The organism is Negadavirga shengliensis, from assembly GCF_042652345.1.
GTDB lineage: Bacteria > Bacteroidota > Bacteroidia > Cytophagales > Cyclobacteriaceae > Negadavirga > Negadavirga shengliensis.
Window position 1 is genome coordinate 81,547 of record NZ_JBHSJJ010000017.1, and the last position, 16,462, is coordinate 98,008.

The 16,462-nt window shown below is 47.0% G+C and carries 13 protein-coding genes and 1 other RNA gene; 11 read left to right on the forward strand and 3 right to left on the reverse strand.

Annotated features, from left to right (window positions below; translation table 11 throughout):
* Positions 1–254 precede the first annotated feature (254 nt).
* Together ACFPFU_RS21900 and ACFPFU_RS21905 are read left to right on the forward strand one after the other, a co-directional pair.
* Complete coding sequence (locus ACFPFU_RS21900) at positions 255–536, forward strand: type I restriction enzyme endonuclease domain-containing protein (RefSeq protein ID WP_377068160.1); 282 nt, start codon at positions 255–257, stop codon at positions 534–536.
* A 1-nt stretch (position 537) separates the two neighbouring features.
* Entirely contained in the window at positions 538–1,353 is an 816-nt protein-coding gene (locus ACFPFU_RS21905; RefSeq protein ID WP_377068162.1) for a hypothetical protein, read from the forward strand.
* Positions 1,354–1,596: 243 nt separating this feature from the next.
* Here the strand turns inward: ACFPFU_RS21905 and ssrA are convergent.
* Positions 1,597–2,005: a transfer-messenger RNA gene (ssrA, locus tag ACFPFU_RS21910) on the reverse strand.
* Positions 2,006–2,299: 294 nt separating this feature from the next.
* On the opposite strand from ssrA, the gene ACFPFU_RS21915 reads away from it, so the two are divergent.
* Together ACFPFU_RS21915 and ACFPFU_RS21920 are read left to right on the forward strand one after the other, a co-directional pair.
* Positions 2,300–3,967, forward strand: coding sequence for a carboxylesterase family protein (locus ACFPFU_RS21915; RefSeq protein WP_377068164.1), 1,668 nt, complete (start codon positions 2,300–2,302; stop codon positions 3,965–3,967).
* Positions 3,968–4,016: 49 nt separating this feature from the next.
* Complete coding sequence (locus tag ACFPFU_RS21920; protein WP_377068166.1) at positions 4,017–5,435, forward strand: SLC13 family permease; 1,419 nt, start codon at positions 4,017–4,019, stop codon at positions 5,433–5,435.
* Between the two features lie 27 nt (positions 5,436–5,462).
* Here ACFPFU_RS21920 and ACFPFU_RS21925 read toward each other — a convergent pair whose 3' ends face one another.
* Positions 5,463–6,557, reverse strand: a complete 1,095-nt coding sequence (locus tag ACFPFU_RS21925; protein WP_377068168.1) for a 6-bladed beta-propeller — start codon at positions 6,555–6,557, stop codon at positions 5,463–5,465.
* Positions 6,558–6,739: 182 nt separating this feature from the next.
* Between ACFPFU_RS21925 and ACFPFU_RS21930 the strand changes: the two genes are divergently transcribed.
* The 4 genes from ACFPFU_RS21930 (at position 6,740) to ACFPFU_RS21945 (ending at position 9,158) form a co-directional block, all read left to right on the forward strand.
* The gene (locus ACFPFU_RS21930; RefSeq protein ID WP_377068170.1) at positions 6,740–7,588 is read left to right on the forward strand and encodes an SPFH domain-containing protein; all 849 of its coding nucleotides are present in this window, start codon (positions 6,740–6,742) and stop codon (positions 7,586–7,588) included.
* Between the two features lie 3 nt (positions 7,589–7,591).
* Positions 7,592–8,071, forward strand: coding sequence for a hypothetical protein (locus ACFPFU_RS21935; RefSeq protein ID WP_377068172.1), 480 nt, complete (start codon positions 7,592–7,594; stop codon positions 8,069–8,071).
* Positions 8,072–8,076: 5 nt separating this feature from the next.
* Positions 8,077–8,250: a type II toxin-antitoxin system antitoxin gene (locus ACFPFU_RS21940; protein WP_377068174.1), complete on the forward strand. Its 174-nt coding sequence runs from the start codon at positions 8,077–8,079 to the stop codon at positions 8,248–8,250.
* A gap of 83 nt (positions 8,251–8,333) precedes the next feature.
* Positions 8,334–9,158 carry a Cof-type HAD-IIB family hydrolase gene (locus ACFPFU_RS21945; RefSeq protein WP_377068176.1) on the forward strand — a complete coding sequence of 275 codons (825 nt, stop codon included), beginning with the start codon at positions 8,334–8,336 and terminating at the stop codon, positions 9,156–9,158.
* On the opposite strand, the gene ACFPFU_RS21950 is transcribed toward ACFPFU_RS21945, so the two are convergent.
* Positions 9,155–9,835 (reverse strand): DUF2461 domain-containing protein, encoded by a 681-nt coding sequence (locus ACFPFU_RS21950; RefSeq protein WP_377068178.1) that lies wholly within the window; start codon positions 9,833–9,835, stop codon positions 9,155–9,157. The genes ACFPFU_RS21945 and ACFPFU_RS21950 overlap by 4 nt on opposite strands.
* Before the next feature lie 330 nt (positions 9,836–10,165).
* Between ACFPFU_RS21950 and ACFPFU_RS21955 the strand changes: the two genes are divergently transcribed.
* From ACFPFU_RS21955 to ACFPFU_RS21965, 3 genes are all read left to right on the forward strand, one after another.
* Positions 10,166–11,479, forward strand: a complete 1,314-nt coding sequence (locus ACFPFU_RS21955) for an alginate export family protein (protein ID WP_377068180.1) — start codon at positions 10,166–10,168, stop codon at positions 11,477–11,479.
* 32 nt (positions 11,480–11,511) lie between these two features.
* The gene (locus tag ACFPFU_RS21960; RefSeq protein WP_377068182.1) at positions 11,512–12,873 is read left to right on the forward strand and encodes an MFS transporter; all 1,362 of its coding nucleotides are present in this window, start codon (positions 11,512–11,514) and stop codon (positions 12,871–12,873) included.
* Between the two features lie 67 nt (positions 12,874–12,940).
* A complete protein-coding gene (locus tag ACFPFU_RS21965) occupies positions 12,941–16,453 on the forward strand; it encodes a molybdopterin-dependent oxidoreductase (protein ID WP_377068184.1) in 3,513 nt (1,170 codons plus the stop codon).
* The last annotated feature ends 9 nt before the right edge of the window (positions 16,454–16,462 follow it).

Below are 16,462 nucleotides of genomic sequence, written 5' to 3' on the forward strand. Positions count from 1 at the left end.
TTCGGATTTCTGTATTGATATTGATTTGTTTTCTCAGACAAGCCGTTCATATTATAAAGGCAGCGCAAGTCCCAGTGGTTATTTAATTGAGGGTTTAGGAAGTAGGTGGAGGAAAAAAGATGCTTTTGAATGAAATTTTTACGGAAGAAAAAGCTTTGGTTAGGGATGGTAAATATCATTTAGTTTTTGAAATACCCCTAATTTCCATTTAATTGCAGGATAGCACTTTTAAAAGCAATTGTTTATTCTTTAATATGACACAAGAACTCGTAAAAACCCTCTGGGTTACAGCTGATAAGCTCGGTAACAATATGGATGCTGTGGAGTACAAGCATGTGGTTTTAGGATTGATATTTCTCAAAATTGAAATAAAACATATTCTCAGAAAACATGGCTATCCACCAGACATGCAGGAAAAAGCTACTGAGACAGTATTAGAGCAGGCCAAGATGATGGCGAATATGATAGATAAGGAAATAAAGCTGTACCCAGACGGCAATTCAGATCGTGATTGGGGTATGGCTGCGGAGGATTAGTATGAAAGACTTAAATAAGAGCTTCATTAAGAAAAGTGCAATCGTTTTAGCCTGTTGTGTTCCTTGTTTAATTCTTCTCCCATTGGCACATAATTTAGCCCATTACTTTTTTGAAGGTGAGGCAAAATACAGTTTGGTTGAATACGGAGCTTTTGTAGGAGGTGTTGCTGGGCCAATAGCAGCATTGGCAGGATTCCTGTTTGTTTACCTGTCTTTTGAGGGACAGCAACAGCAATTCCACCAAACAAAGACAGATGAAATGTTTTTTAAGCTTTTTGATTCATATCTAAAGGCTCGAAATGACACAAAGTTCAAGAATAAAATAGCTGGTAAAGATATTTTTGGGGACTATGCTTTTAAATATATACTGGAAAGCATGAGGAAATGGGTAAAAGAAAGATGGATAAAGGATTATAAAACAGAAGAGTTGCAGCAGAAATTTAAAAATGATTCAGGTTATGATTGGATTGAAAAACCGCCTGATTTTAAGGAATCAGAAATGACAAGGTTTGATCTGGAAAAATTTCTGAAGATCAATGACAATGAAGAGTATTACGGAATCTATAATAGAAGTTTCGAATTACTGATCAACTATTGTTTTGAAAATAAATTAGAAAGTTATTTGACTCTAATTGAGTCTTCCATGGGGAAATACGAAAGAATTTATCAATATTATAATTGCAGCTCAAGAATTGATCCCCCTATAGAGACTTTTTTAGAGAGTAATAGATTTTTGAGAAGTGTCAGCAAAAAACATCTGGAACAATATGCTTTTGGAGTTCTGTTTTGGTATAAAGAAGAGCTGGGAGAAGAATAAATAAAGGAATCCAGCATTTTCATTTTAATTATCCCCCTAAGTGAAATCTTAAAAAAACTGTAACCATCAATAGGCCTATTTTAATGGCCTGAAATAATTTCCTAATAAATTCGATATAGCAATCCACATTTCCGGAGACCCTGATTTGATTCCCCCATTTGTGCAATCCGTAAAAACCCCGATTAACCACCCCATACAAAAAACTTCCCCTCCCCTGGGACTCCGGGGGAGGGGAAGTTTTTTAAGTGGAGCTGGCGGGAATCGAACCCGCGTCCAGATAGGGAAATCCCGTACCGTCTACATGCTTAGTCACCTGTTGGGTTTTCGACCAAACAACGCTGGGTGACACACCTGTGTTTGGCTTAGCCACTGGTCTTAGCCCTGCTTAGTAGCCTCACAGGGAGCAGCGTCATCATTTCGACACCCCAGAATCAACCCGGAAAACGCGGCGGGTTGCGGGATGTGGCCGGGGAATCCCAGGTGTGGGACTCGACCCTTTAAGCGTTATCTAAATCCCCGTAGGGTTAGATTAGGCAGCCATGGCGTAATTAGATTCGCCAATTATGGTTCGTATGAATCTTTCAAGGCCGTACATACTCCAGCCTGCATGCGAGCCCAGTATTCACACCTACTGTCAAAACCGGACAGCCCCATTAGCATAATAAAAGACAAAAATAGATCAAATTTGGTTCCCCTTCCCCAATAAATCACAAAATAAAAAAAATCCAAAACCGGACCTCAAGGGCAAATAGGGTTAAACACCGGACGGATAATTGAATCCGGTGCGGTGAGGTGCCCGATGAAGGTTAAAATTCACGAGGAAGAACTTTGATTTTTTATTATATTGCTCAAGGTTTTTAGTTCAGCGATTGGGCAGGGACCCCGGTTCCGGGTTGCCTTTTCAGCGTGGCTACACCGTCTTTAACCCCATTTCACCTATTGGACTATGAAAAAAGCTTACTCCATTTTATTGCTGATTCTTGTTTTTGGCTTCGGCAATTCCTGCCTTTTTGCCCAAAAACTCCCTTCCGGACCCCAGGTGCTGACTTTTCACTCGGAGGCGGACGACACCGAGCAGCCGTATGCCCTGTACCTGCCCCCGGATTTTGATGAAAACAGGTCCTATCCCTTCGTCATGATGCTTCACGGTGCCGGATCCAACCACCGCCTTGCGCTCAAAAGGGTGTTTGGCAAATCCAACAAACCCGGGGAAACGGATGTGGAAGCCAGCCGCTACTTTCAGCCTTGGGACGATGTGGAATATATTGTGGCGGCCCCCTATGCCAGGGGCACCGCGGGATACCGGGGGATACCCGAAATGGATGTATATGCCGTGCTGGATGATGTAAAGAGCAGGTTCAAAATAGACGAAAACCGCACCTACCTTACAGGCCTTTCCATGGGAGGGGGCGGTACGCTTTGGATCGGATTGACCCGCCCTGATCTATGGGCTGCCATAGCTCCTGTATGTCCTGCACCCCCTCAGGGCGCCAGAGAAATGATAGGCAATGCCCTGAATTTGCCGGTTCGCTTTTTCCACGGAGATGCGGACCCGGCGGTGCCTGTGCAGGGAAGCCGGGACTGGGTGGCAGAAATGCAGGCTTTGGGCATCAACGTGGAAATGGAAGAATACGAAGGGGTGAAGCATGACAGCTGGGTCAATGCCTATGAGGGAGGCCGGATATTCGAATGGTTTGACCAGTGGACCAGAAATCCTTATCCAGAGAAGGTTTATTTATCTACCAGGCAGTTGAAATACGGAAAAGCCTATTGGGTGGAAGCGAAACAGATTGTACCGGGAAGGCTTGCCACCGTGGAAGCCGAAGTGGCTGGAGAAAATAAAATAAAAGTGACCACGGAGAATTTGCTGGCATTTTCCCTGGATGCCGGAAACCATCCCCATATAGGCGGTGGTGAGGTGGAGGTGGATATAGACGGCCAAACCGTTCAAGCTGGTGGAAAGGGAAAATGGTCTTTTATAAAATCCGGTAACCAATGGCAAAAAGGGGAACCCGCTGTTGGAGGGCTGGCCAAAATAAAGGGACAGGAAGGGCCCATTTTTGAGGCGTTTTCAGGAAGGCATGTGTATGTATACGGTACGGAAGACGATCCGGGTGAAGAAGAAGTGGCCAAAAGAAGAGCGGTCGCCCTGGAAGCGGCCAACTGGTCAGTGTATAGAGGCGAATTCTTAGGGAGAATAATGTTTTTCCCCCGCGTAATTTCGGACAAAGAAGTAAGACCAAGTGATTTGGAAACAGCGAACCTGATACTGTTCGGAACGAAAGAGACCAACAAATGGATCAGAGAATGGGCTGATCAACTTCCCTTACATTTGTCTTCCGGCTCCGATGGCCTTGGTCTTTTTTATATTTATCCCATAAATAACCGGTATGTGGTGGTTTCTTCCGGTCTGCCCTGGTGGGGCGGTAGACAAAGCCAGGGGTTTTCGTTTGTCTCCCAGGCCCACGGGGTTTTGCCCAATTTCAAAGACTTTGTTTTGTTCAATGGCTCCACGGACACGGTGATGGCTGATGGCCATTTTGACTTGGATTGGAATTTGATCCCCGGAGATAGGGACAAGCTTGAAAAGAGTGGGAGGGTGACATTGAAATAATAGCGTTTTACAGGAAAACAATAAGCTTTAGGAGCAAAAGCACGTTGCCATGTTTGACAGTGATTCCCGCTATGCGGCTCTAAAATGGTACCGGAAGTTGAAATTGGGGTGGATATTCAATACCTCCACTTTTTTTGGAAACCTTCTGATCGCCATGATCATCACCTATTTCTTCAGAAAGCTGGGGTATGGCATTGCTGTGGACTTTGTGTTTTTAGTGGGCATACTGTCTATAGGTTTGTGGATCACGGAGGCCATTCCCCCATTTGCAGTGGGTATATTTATCATCGCCATACTGTTGGTAGGCTTTAGCACGGATTTTTTGTTTGAAAAAACCGCTCCGCCGGAGCTTTTCGTAGGCACCTGGACCAGCAATGTGATATGGCTGTTGCTGGGTGGGTTTTTCCTGGCAAAGGGCATGAGCATGGTGGAATTGGACCGGCAGCTTTTCAGGTTTACGGTGAAAAGGTTCGGCCAAAAACCTGAAAGACTGCTGCTGGGCTTGATGATGACCACCGCCTTGGCCAGTATGGTCATGTCCAACACAGCCACCACGGCGATGATGGTTTCATCCATCGTGCCCTTGGTACACCTTCTGGGGAAAGAATCGGGATATTCCAAAGCCCTGATGACAGCCATCCCTGCCTCTGCTTCGGTGGGCGGCATCGGCACGATCATCGGCAGTACGCCGAATGCCATTGCCGTAGGGGCTTTGCAGGAAAAAGGGATCAGCCTCACCTTTGTGGATTGGATGCTGGTGGGGTTTCCCTCAGGCCTGTTTTTGGTTTGGGTGTTTTGGAAATTTTTGTGCAAAATATATGATTTTTCTGACGTGCAACTTGACTTGGAGAAATTGCCCAAAAGGAAGGGTGAAGTTGACCCTTTAAAGAAAAGGGCCGTTATTTTTACCTTGGTATTGACCATCATGATGTGGCTTACAGAGCCTTTGCACGGTATCCCGGTGGCGGCTACTTCAGCCATTCCCATTGTTTTGCTCACCATGACCCAGGTCATCCATTCCGAACAGGTAAGGACTTTGCCCTGGGATACCCTGATGCTGGTGGCGGGGGGCCTGGCTTTGGGGATAGCCCTGGTGGATGTGGGCTTGGCTGACATCGTGATGGGTAAAATCAATGAACTGCCGATTCACATTGTTTTTGTGGCCCTGCTGTTTTGTGGCATTGGGGTGCTGCTTTCCAACGTGATGAGCAATACAGCCGCGGCTTCCATTTTGGTGCCTCTCGGTGTCGCACTTCCCGGCTTCTATGGAATCGCCGTGCCTGTGATGGTGGCAATCAGTTGTTCCTGCTCTTTGTTGCTTCCCGTTTCGACTCCCTCTAATGCCATTTCCTATGCAACAGGTCTGATAGAGCAGAAAGATTTTAGAACCGGGGGGCTGTTTTTTATCGTGATGGGGCCATTGGTGGCTTTTATCGGTGTGATGGCTTGGGTGTGGATGTATTCATGAGAATTTTCAATACCTGATCGCTCGGCATCATTTCCATTTCACCCAATGTATAGTCGGGTTGGGTTCTTCATTTGCAGATGCGCTGCCTACATTGACAAAATAGGATTTTCCATTGGATTTTGATATTGGCATTTGGTTATCCTGAAAAGAAGCATGTTTGAATCCCTCTCTCAGGGTGGAACCCTCTTCGGTATCCTTGTTGTATAAGAACAAATAGGTGTTTTTTTTATAGGTATAATGGATCATGAAAAAGGTTGGTGTAACCTGAATGTCACGAATGCCAAAATCCACCCAGTCGCTTGTGTCATCCGTTTGCTCCTGAAACGGGAATTTGGCAACTGGTTTAAGGTCGTGGTCTTCGGTGATCTGGTAAAGGGTATCTCGTCTGAAGACTTCGGGGAGCAATGTGGGGATAAAAAAATAGACTACTGTGTCCTGTTGGAATATGAAATTTGGATTTCTATAAACTAATTGAAGGCCGTTTTTAAGGTGTATGGTATGCTTTTTTCTTGCTAGGGGTTCGTGGTCCTCTCCAATTAACGTTATAAAATGATCGGCGATGAAGCCATCATCCGTCCGATCTACGAAATTGCCTTCCAGGATCCAACTTTTGCTACCGGTCCTAAAAATGCTCGCTGGCATTGATTCAAAACCGGTGATCTCTTCCAGATAATCTCCTTCTTCTGAATATACCAATACCTTTTTGCGAAACGGGTCACAAAAGTAAAGTTGCTGAAGGGCGGCATCATGGGCCATAGAAGTGATGGTCCCAAATTCCCCAGGCCCCTCCCCGGTGATTCCAATATGCCTAATGAAATTTCCCTTGCGGTCAAATTGCAATACGGGGTGGTGTTGGTTTAAATCCAGGATATATAAATATTGGTCAGTTAGGATAGCATCTGCTACATGCCGGATCATACTGTTTGCTGTCATTTCGGGCTGTATACTGACCACCTCCTCAGCGATCTCCTCAAAAGATAATTGGCTGACATCATGGTGGTTTATGAAGAATATCGGAACCCCGTTGTTTTCCACATGGCTAGGTGCTTTCTGCTCGCATCCTATACCAAAAAAAACTGAGTAAATCACTAGAAAAACAGAGGGCTTCAATGGTAAATACATAAGATAAGGTTTTGACACTAATTTACTAATTTTTTAGAAATTCAAAGCCTGTTTTGATATTGCCGGGGTTTTCGGGTTTTTATCCCGCAAGTATAATATCATGTAAAATAATTTGCTGAAAACCCAACCCTGCATAACAGTGTTCGTATATTGATATAATATCATTTTAATATCATTTCAATATGGAAAAAATAATCAAACCCATTTCCGGCTACATCATGGCCTTGGTGTCAGCTGCTTTGTTGGCAGCGTCCATCATTTCATTTGTCAATGAAATGATCCCGTTAGGAGCTGTGCTTATCTTTGGTTTTATACTGACCATACCCGGGTATTTCACGCTCCAGCCCAACAAAGCCATGGTTTTGCTGCTTTTTGGGGCTTACAAGGGCTCCGTCAAAGCGAATGGATTCTTTTGGGTCAATCCGTTTATGCACAAGCAGAAGATTTCCCTTCGGGTACGGAACTTTGAAAACAAGCCGCTTAAAGTAAATGATAAGATAGGCAACCCGGTGATGGTAGGGACCATCGTGGTTTGGCAGGTTGAAGATACCTTTAAGGCATTCTTTGACGTCAATGATTATGAGAATTTTGTCCACTTGCAGGCGGATGCCGCGGTGAGGAAGATGGCGGGAACTTATCCCTATGACAATTTCGAAGCGGAAGACGCTGAAGTGACACTGCGCTCCGGGGTTGAGGATGTCAACAAATCCTTGGAAGATGAAATCAGTGACAGGTTACAGCATGCGGGCATCAAAGTGATTGAAGCCAGGATTTCCCATCTTGCCTATGCTTCGGAGATTGCCTCAGCCATGTTGCAGCGTCAGCAGGCCACGGCCATCGTGGCGGCAAGGAGGAAAATTGTGGACGGAGCCGTGGGCATGGTGGAGATGGCCTTAGAGGACCTGAAGCTGAAAGGTATCCTGGACTTTGAGGAAGACAAAAAAGCAGCCATGGTCACCAACCTGATGGTGGTGCTTTGTTCCGATAAAAATGCCAGTCCCGTAGTGAACGTGGGCACGTTAAACCAGTAAACCATGGTTTTTAAAGAAGAACAAAGCTTTGTGGGTACCTGGATCATGTACCTGATGTTGATGATAGAACTCCCTGTGATGGTGCTTCTTGCGGTGCTTTGGCTGAAAGGTGAGCTGGGGGACCACGGCTATATTCCGCTGGTCATTGTTCTTGCTGTGATGGGTTTGGTATTCTGGCTGCTTATGAGCATGAAGCTGGAAACCCGCATTGACCGGTACGGGTTCCAATTTCGAAGCCCCCCTTTTGTGAATAAATGGAGAAAATACCCCTGGGATGAAATCAAACAAGTGGAGGTCAAAAGCTCGGGAGCGATGTGGAAGTTCGGCGGTCTGGGCATCAGGTATAATTTGAAAGAATGGGGGTATATCTTTAATAATGCGCATGCAGTCCGTATTTATTTGAAAAATAAATCCATTGTATTCAGCACCCGAAAACCCAAGGAAATATTGGCTGCATGGGAAGAGTGGAGAGAAGACCGTTAACTGTTATGCCTCAGAAAAAACCTTTTGCGTTGAGAATAGATGAAAATATGATGAAAGCTGTGGAAAAATGGGCCGCAGACGAATTCAGGAGTACCAATGGCCAATTGGAATGGCTGATCCATGATGCCCTGAAGCGGGCAGGAAGATTGCCCGGAAAAAATGAAAAAGGAAAGGAATAAACCCTGTCCTTTCTTTCCGCTACTGAATCAATGGCATTTCTTATTATCTTCACGGCGGAAATAAAAAACTTGTCATTGACACTATGAATATTAAAGCCATCTGTACGGACATTGACGGGACATTGCTGAACCGGGACCGGCAGATTTCAGACAGGACGATCCAAGCCTTTAAAAGCCTGCCTGCGGGATTTCCGGTCATCCTTGCCTCCTCACGTATGCCCTCGGCCATGTGGCATTTGTTGGAAGACCTGGGCAGGAACGGCAACTCGCTGGTTTGTTATAACGGCGGATATGTGATCGGGCCGGTAAATGGCTCAGGACAGGAGGACATCCTGGATTCCACCACCATATCACCGGATATCTGCGGCAGTATCGTTTCGCTTGCCGCAGGAAGTAATGTACACATCAGCCTTTATACTGCCGATGAATGGTATGCGCCCAGAATGGATTCCTGGACAGAGAGGGAAGAAAGGATCACCAAAGTGGCTGCCTTCATTCAACCCAATACGAAGGTGCTGACCTCTTGGAAGGAAAAAAAGAAGGGCGCCCATAAAGTCATGTGTATGGGAGATACGGATGAAATAGATAACCTCTATAATGCGTTGCAAGGGGAACTGTCTGACCGGCTTCATTTATACAGGTCCAGGGATACCTATATAGAAATAGCTCCGCGGCAGATTTCCAAAGCGTCAGGCCTTGCCCTCATTTTGGAAAGAAAATATGGCATAGGGATGGATGAGGTGATCGCTTTTGGGGACAATTACAATGACGTGGAACTGCTTCGGCAAGTGGGCATGGGCGTGGCTGTGGCCAATGCCAGGGAGGAAGTAAAAGCGGTTGCCAAAGAAATTACGGGCAAAAGTACTGAAGACGGGGTGGCCATCACAATAGAGAAATACCTGCTTTAGAGCAGGCCGCTGCCATCTTCCACTTCTTCCACCGCCCTGTATAAGAAATCCTGGAAAGGTTTCATCATGCCAAAGCTTTGTAGTGCCAGGTTTACGTAGTTTTCAGAAATCACGTCCTGGTCAGGGATCCTCTTGGTCACGATAAAGCTCTTGTAACGCAGGTAGTGGATATAGGGATGGTCCCCGTCAAAACCCTTTGGGGATGTCTTGAGTTTTTCCCCTTCTATTTCTCCAAAATAAGATTTGAATGCCGGGTCACTCAATATGCTTTCCAATTCCTTGCCGGAATAGTTGATTTCCTGCCTTATTTTTTTCAGAACATCCGAAGACGGCATCCATATCCCTCCGGCAATGAAGCTTTCGCCGGGCTGGAGGTGGAGATAATATCCCGGGCCGACTGACTTTTTGCCTCCTGCCGCGAAATAGGCCGCCAGGTTAATCTTATAAGGCATTTTGTTGGCACTGAACCTGATGTCCCTGTTCTGCCGGAAAATGCAATCTTTCGGTTTTAAATCCGACAAGGCAGGATCCAGCTCAACCAGTTTATTCAGAATGACTTCGACATTTTTTAAAAACCCGCCCCGGATAGTGGTAAACCGTTGTTTATGGCTATCCATCCATTCCTTGTTGTTATTGAGAGAAAGCTCGTTCAGGAATTTAAGTAATTGCTGGCTCATGAAGTTGATGGTTATAGGATGTCAAATGTAACAAATTTACCATTGGACATGACCTGCTTTCCCCTCAATTTTCAGGATTGAAAAGGGTATTTTTTTTGATAAGGATAATTACGTAAAAATAATTACGTAAATTTTTAAGTAAAAATACGTAATTTAAATATTTTTAATTACCTTAGTGCCATCATGCGGACCAAGCCCAGAATAACCTAAAAAAGAGCGAGAAGGAAGGCGGGAAGATGAAAAGGAACAAAATTCAACCTGCTTTTCTTCAGCTTTTTCAAGAAATCCCAAATAACCTCTAATCAGTATTCAGTTTTAACCACAAACATTATGTCAGGGATTTTACGTAGAAAAGCTTATCTTATCGGCCTCTTATTGGGATTGGGTGCTGCATCCGCTTCTGCGCAGTCAGTAACCTTGTCTGCTGAGATCCGTCCCAGAACGGAATTCAGAAACGGTTTTAAATCGCCGATCCAAAGGGGCGAACAACCCGCGGTATTTACGGAACAGCGTTCCCGTATTTATTTGGGTTTTAGCCAGGACCGACTCACAGTCCAGTTATCCGCTCAGGATGTGCGGATATGGGGGAATACCAACCAGATTTACAAAACAGACCCTTCTTTGTTCAACATGTTTGAGGCCTGGGCAAGCTATTCCCTATCTCCTAATATGAACATTAAAATCGGACGCCAGGCATTGGATTATGACAATGCCCGGTTTTTGGGCGATCTTGACTGGGCCCAACAGGGAAGAAGCCATGATGCCTTGCTGCTGACTTATGAAGACACCTTGGGGTACAAGGTTCATCTTGGCACCGGATTTAACCAACAGGTGGCATTTGAACCGGGTAAGTTGAGCGGTAATTACTATGAACTGGAAGGTAATTATAAAGCCATGCAATTTGTCTGGCTGCATAAGTCCTATGCCTCAAGCCGTATATCCTTTCTGTTTCTCAATGATGGCAGGCAGGATCTGACACTGTCCCAGCCACAGTCCCGGGTTAATTTCCGGCAGACTTACGGATTTTATGGAGAAAAGAATACCGGGTCTCTGAATTTTACGGGCGAATTATACCATCAGGGAGGAAAAGACCCCTCGGGCAGAACCAACTCCGCCTGGTTACTTGCTGGAGCCCTTACCTTAAAGACCAAAAGTATTCCATTGACCCTGGGGGCTGATTACCTTACCGGGACCGCGCCGGGAGCAGCCACTAACCGGTCATTTGATCCGCTATATGGCACCAATCACAAGTTTTATGGTCTGATGGACCTCTTTTATGTAGGCAGTCCTCATGGGCAATCGGGCCTGTCTGCCGGTCTGCAGAATTACTATCTCAAATCCAACATTTCCCTGTTCCCCGGTTCCAGCCTGTTGGTCCACCTTCACCATTTCAGCTCTGCGGTAAGCGTCTATGAGCCTGAAAACACACAAACCAGGATGGGAAGTGACCTGGGACAGGAAATCGATCTGGTATTTGTCTCCAGAATAAGTCCGGAGATTACTTTCAATTTGGGGTACTCCCATTTGTTTGCTTCCAGGTCGCTTGCTGCATTAAAAGGTAAAGACAACCTGAGCCCGGTCCAAAACTGGGCCTGGGCCATGATCAGTTTCCGCCCTTCAATAAACCTGGCCAACCTAAGATAAACCACTATCCTTTAACCTAATCCACAGAAATCATGAACATTCTCAGCAAAAAAGCAACTTCTATTAACCTGCTGGATTTCAAATCCAGACCGATGCGGGCATTCCACCTTTCCTGGTTGGCTTTCTTTCTTTGTTTCTTCGGTTGGTTTGGCATAGCGCCCTTGATGGCGGTGGTCAGGGAAGAACTGGCCCTGACGAAATCCCAGGTCGGGAATATCATCATCGCTTCTGTAGCCATCACGGTGATTGCGCGGCTATTCATCGGCTGGTTGGTGGACCGGATCGGTCCCAGGATTACCTATACTTATTTGCTCATCCTGGGAGCCATTCCCGTGATGCTCATCGGACTGAGCAACAGCTATGAGTCCTTTCTGATCTTCAGGCTGGCCATCGGTGCCATCGGTGCCTCTTTTGTGGTCACCCAATACCATACTTCGGTGATGTTTGCGCCAAACGTAGTGGGAACTGCCAATGCCACCTCAGCAGGCTGGGGGAACCTCGGGGGAGGGGTTACCCAAATGGTGATGCCTTTGTTTTTTGCCATGTTCGTCAGTATCGGATTTATAGAAACCGCGGCCTGGAGGTATGCCATGGTTATCCCTGGCGTCCTGATGGTTCTTTGTGGGATCGCCTATTATAAATGGACCACCGATTTCCCTGAAGGAAACAAGGCGGACCTGGATGCCAAATCCTTAAAAAGCAAGCAGAAGAAAAACGGCAGCGGGGCTTTTAAAGAAGCCCTAAAAGACCGCAGGGTGTGGGCTTTGTTCCTCGTATATGGGGCGTGTTTCGGTGTGGAACTGACCATCAACAACATAGCGGCCATCTATTATCATGATTACTTCAAACTGGATTTAAAAACTGCCGGTCTTATCGCCGGGCTGTTTGGACTCATGAACATCTTCGCCCGTTCGTTGGGTGGGCTTTTTGGGGACAAAGCCGGCATCAAATGGGGACTAAAAGGCCGGGTGGGGCTGCTTGGGGGCTTGTTGCTTCTGGAAGGGATAGCCCTCGTGCTCTTTTCCCAGATGGCATTTCTTCCTTTGGCCATCGCCACAATGATCCTTTTCAGTCTATTTGTTCAGATGTCGGAAGGAGCCACTTACTCTGTGGTGCCTTTTATCAATAAAAAAGCCATAGGGACGATATCCGGAATAGTAGGAGCGGGCGGGAATGTTGGGGCAGTCATGGCAGGGTTCCTTTTTAAAATGGAATCATTCAGTTACCCTGAAGCGCTGGCGATTTTGGGCATTGCGGTAGCGGTGACCAGTACCACCACCTTGCTCATCAGGTTTTCTGCAGAAGATGAAAAAATTGCAAAAGTGGAGCTGGAAGCTTCGCTGGAAGAGAAAAAGGCCGGGCTGCAGCTTCAGCCCGAGTATATAGAAAAATAAGCATTACCGGCTTGTTTGTAAGGGTAAAGACCCGCCTGTATTTAAAATCTTTAACCTGTTTAAGCACATGGCAAAAGCTGAAAGTTACAAAAGCACTTGTTCGTACTGTGGCGTGGGCTGCGGCATTATCGTGAAAAAGGACAAGAAGGGCAAAATAAAAGTGGAGGGGGATCCCGATTATCCGGTAAACAGGGGAATGCTTTGTTCCAAAGGGATGAACCTTCACTATGTGGTAGCAGACAAGTCCGACAGGCTGCTTTATCCCAAGATGAGATGGGGGAAAAACCACCCGTTGGAAAGGGTGGGCTGGGACATGGCCATGGAGCGTGCCAGTGCCGTTTTCAAAAGTATCATCCATAAATACGGGCCGGATTCCGTGGCTTTTTATGTATCGGGACAATGTCTGACGGAAGAATATTATCTCGTTAACAAGCTCTGCAAAGGGTACCTAAAAACAAACAACATTGACACCAATTCCCGGCTTTGCATGAGTTCGGCTGTAATGGGCTATATCCAGACACTCGGAGAAGATTGTGTGCCGGTGAGTTACGAAGACATAGACCACGCTGACTGTTTTCTCGTGGCGGGAGCCAACCCAGCCTGGTGTCATCCTATCTTGTGGAGAAGGATAGAAAAGCAGAAGGAGCGCTATCCCGATACCAAGATCATCGTGGTGGACCCCAGGGAAACCGATAGCTGCGCCGTAGCAGACCTGCATTTACAGGTGCTGCCCGGTACCGACGAAATGCTGTATCATGCGATTGGCAGGTGTTTGATCGAACAGGGGGATATCGATTCTGAATTTGTCAGGAACCATACAGATGGCTTCGAAGCATACAGCGAGAAGGTCATGCAGGTTTCGCTGGAGGAAATGTCGGAGCAATGCGGGGTTCCGGTGGAAGACATTAAAAAAGCTGCGGGATGGATAGGGGAGTCAGGGGGCTTTTTGACCCTATGGGCCATGGGGCTTAATCAAAGTGCTTCCGGCGTGAACCAGAACCTGGCCCTGATCGCCCTTAATCTGATTACCGGCCAGATCGGCAAACCGGGAGCCGGTCCTTTTTCTTTAACGGGCCAGCCCAATGCCATGGGCGGGAGAGAAGTGGGGGGGATGGCAACCCTTCTGGCCGCCCACCGGAAATTGAACAGCGAGGAAGACAGGAAGGAAATAGCCGCATATTGGGGAGTGGACGAAATTGCCTCCCGTCCCGGGAAGACGGCCACCCAGCTGTTTGAAGGGATAGAGGCAGGGGAGATCAAGGCGGTATGGATCATCTGCACCAATCCTTTGGTAAGCATGCCTGAGGCCACAAAAGTAGAGGAGGCTTTGAAGAAGGCCAGATTCGTTGTGGTACAGGACATTTCCAGCGCCAACGCCGCGATACCCTATGCCGACTTGGTCCTGCCAGCTGCAGGCTGGGGAGAAAAGGAAGGCACAATGACGAATTCCGAAAGAAGGATCAGTTACCTCAACCAGTTTATACAAGCGCCTGGAGAAGCGTTGCCCGACGGGGAAATTCTGATGAAATTTGCCAATAAGATGGGCTTTCCGGGTTTTGATTACCGGGAATCGGCAGAAATATTTCAGGAACATGCGCAGCTGACGAAGGGAAGTCATATAGATATTTCCCGATTGGATTACGGATATCTGAAGGAAAAAGGAAGCGTTCAGTGGCCTTTTCTCTCCAAAGAAGAAGGGGGTACGGTGCGGCTATTTACAGACAATACTTTTTATACGCCCAACGGTAGGGCGCAGATCCTAGCAGGCGGGCCCACCCATGAAAAAGAAAAAACGGGTGAAGACTATCCCCTGATACTCACTACCGGGAGGATCAGGGACCAGTGGCACACCATGACCAGGACAGGCAAAGTCAACAAGCTCAACAAGCACATTCCTGATCCGTTTCTGGAAATCCATCCCCTGGATGCCCGGAGCCGGGGCATTGAAGATGGCGATACGGTGGTGGTAAAGGGAAAAAGGGGAGAGGTGAGGGTCCACGCCAAGGTTACCGACAAGATCAGGTCCGGAGTGGTCTTCCTGCCCATGCACTGGGGTAAAATCCTCAATAATGATTTTGCCAGAACCAATAACCTTACCGGAAACGCCATCGATCCGGTTTCAAAGCAACCTGATTTCAAATATTCGGCTGTCCAAGCGGCCCTCTATCGAAAACCCAAGCAAAAAATCGTGGTGGTGGGAGCCGGGGCTGCGGCGTATCGTTTTATCCAGACTTACCGCGAACTGAACAGGGAGGATGAAATACATGTGTTTTCTAAGGAACAGCATCCGTTTTACAACAGGGTCTTGCTTCCTGACTATGTAAACCGCCACAAGAGCTGGGAAGATTTGAAGAAATTCAAGGATGGGGAAATGGATAAGCTTGATATTCATCTGTTCACTTCTAACGGGATTTCATCCATTGACCGTCACGCCAAATCCGTCATGGATGAACGTGGGAAAATGCATCATTATGACCGGTTGATCCTGGCTACCGGGAGCAGTGCGTTCATCCCGCCTGAGACCCCTATGCACTTGCCGGGGGTGTTTACCATGAGAAACCGTCAAAATGCCGATGACCTCAAAGCCTATTTGGATTATAAAGGCCATGTGGTGATTGTCGGGGGAGGCTTATTGGGTCTCGAATTGGCCGCTGCTCTCCGGGAGATCAGTGTGGAGGTGACCATCGTACAGCTGGGCTCCAGGTTGATGGAACGGCAGTTGGACCATATGGGGAGTTCGTTGTTGCGGGAAAAGATTGAAGAGATGGGCGTGCGCTTGTTGATGAACAACCAAGTGGACAGGATTTCCCTGACAGAGCGGGATAAGGAGCTGTATGTACAGCTCAAAAGCGGTCAGGCACTTACCTGCAATGCCATAGTATATGCCATTGGGACCCGGCCCAATGTTGAACTGGGTAAGTCTGCCGGTTTGCAGTGCGGTATAGGCATCAAAGTGAATGACTATCTGCAAAGCAGTGATCCTGATATATTTGCCATGGGGGAGATTGCGGAGCACCGGGGGAAATTGAACGGGATCACCGCGGCTGCGGAAGCCCAGGCAGATGTGGCAGCCCGTTATATGGCGGGAGACCTGCTCAGTAGGTACGGTGGATCCATCCCTATGAATATCCTGAAATTTGCAGACCTAGATCTTTGTTCGCTAGGTATGCCGGAAGTGCCGCCCAATGCATCCGGTTATGAGGAAATCCTCATGATTGATACTGCGCAGACTTATTATAAAAAATGCATTGTGCATGAGGATAAGTTGGTGGGTGCCATACTTATGGGCGATAAATCAGAGTTTGCGGAATTCAAAAGCCTCATAGAAGATAAAACGGAGTTGTCGGATAAAAGGCCCGAACTGCTTAGGGGAAAGAGCCAGAAAGAACCCATAATGGGTGAACTGGTTTGTTCCTGTGCCCAGGTGGGAAAAGGAAACATCGACAAAGCCATAGCGTCGGGATGCAGGGAGTTTCGGGCTTTATGCCAGCAAACAGGTGCAGGTTTGGGCTGTGGAAGCTGCAAACCTGAAGTAAGGAAGATACTGGATGCACGATCCTTGGCCGAAGTTCCCGTCTGATTTTTTGGA

What these genes read in the sequence shown, in the direction of transcription:
- ACFPFU_RS21900 (WP_377068160.1), top strand. Translation starts at nt 255, where the DNA reads ATGACACAAGAACTCGTAAAAACCCTCTGGGTTACAGCTGATAAGCTC.
- ACFPFU_RS21905 (WP_377068162.1), top strand. Translation starts at nt 538, where the DNA reads ATGAAAGACTTAAATAAGAGCTTCATTAAGAAAAGTGCAATCGTTTTA.
- ACFPFU_RS21915 (WP_377068164.1), top strand. Translation starts at nt 2,300, where the DNA reads ATGAAAAAAGCTTACTCCATTTTATTGCTGATTCTTGTTTTTGGCTTC.
- ACFPFU_RS21920 (WP_377068166.1), top strand. Translation starts at nt 4,017, where the DNA reads ATGTTTGACAGTGATTCCCGCTATGCGGCTCTAAAATGGTACCGGAAG.
- ACFPFU_RS21925 (WP_377068168.1), bottom strand. Translation starts at nt 6,557, where the DNA reads ATGTATTTACCATTGAAGCCCTCTGTTTTTCTAGTGATTTACTCAGTT.
- ACFPFU_RS21930 (WP_377068170.1), top strand. Translation starts at nt 6,740, where the DNA reads ATGGAAAAAATAATCAAACCCATTTCCGGCTACATCATGGCCTTGGTG.
- ACFPFU_RS21935 (WP_377068172.1), top strand. Translation starts at nt 7,592, where the DNA reads ATGGTTTTTAAAGAAGAACAAAGCTTTGTGGGTACCTGGATCATGTAC.
- ACFPFU_RS21940 (WP_377068174.1), top strand. Translation starts at nt 8,077, where the DNA reads ATGCCTCAGAAAAAACCTTTTGCGTTGAGAATAGATGAAAATATGATG.
- ACFPFU_RS21945 (WP_377068176.1), top strand. Translation starts at nt 8,334, where the DNA reads ATGAATATTAAAGCCATCTGTACGGACATTGACGGGACATTGCTGAAC.
- ACFPFU_RS21950 (WP_377068178.1), bottom strand. Translation starts at nt 9,835, where the DNA reads ATGAGCCAGCAATTACTTAAATTCCTGAACGAGCTTTCTCTCAATAAC.
- ACFPFU_RS21955 (WP_377068180.1), top strand. Translation starts at nt 10,166, where the DNA reads ATGTCAGGGATTTTACGTAGAAAAGCTTATCTTATCGGCCTCTTATTG.
- ACFPFU_RS21960 (WP_377068182.1), top strand. Translation starts at nt 11,512, where the DNA reads ATGAACATTCTCAGCAAAAAAGCAACTTCTATTAACCTGCTGGATTTC.
- ACFPFU_RS21965 (WP_377068184.1), top strand. Translation starts at nt 12,941, where the DNA reads ATGGCAAAAGCTGAAAGTTACAAAAGCACTTGTTCGTACTGTGGCGTG.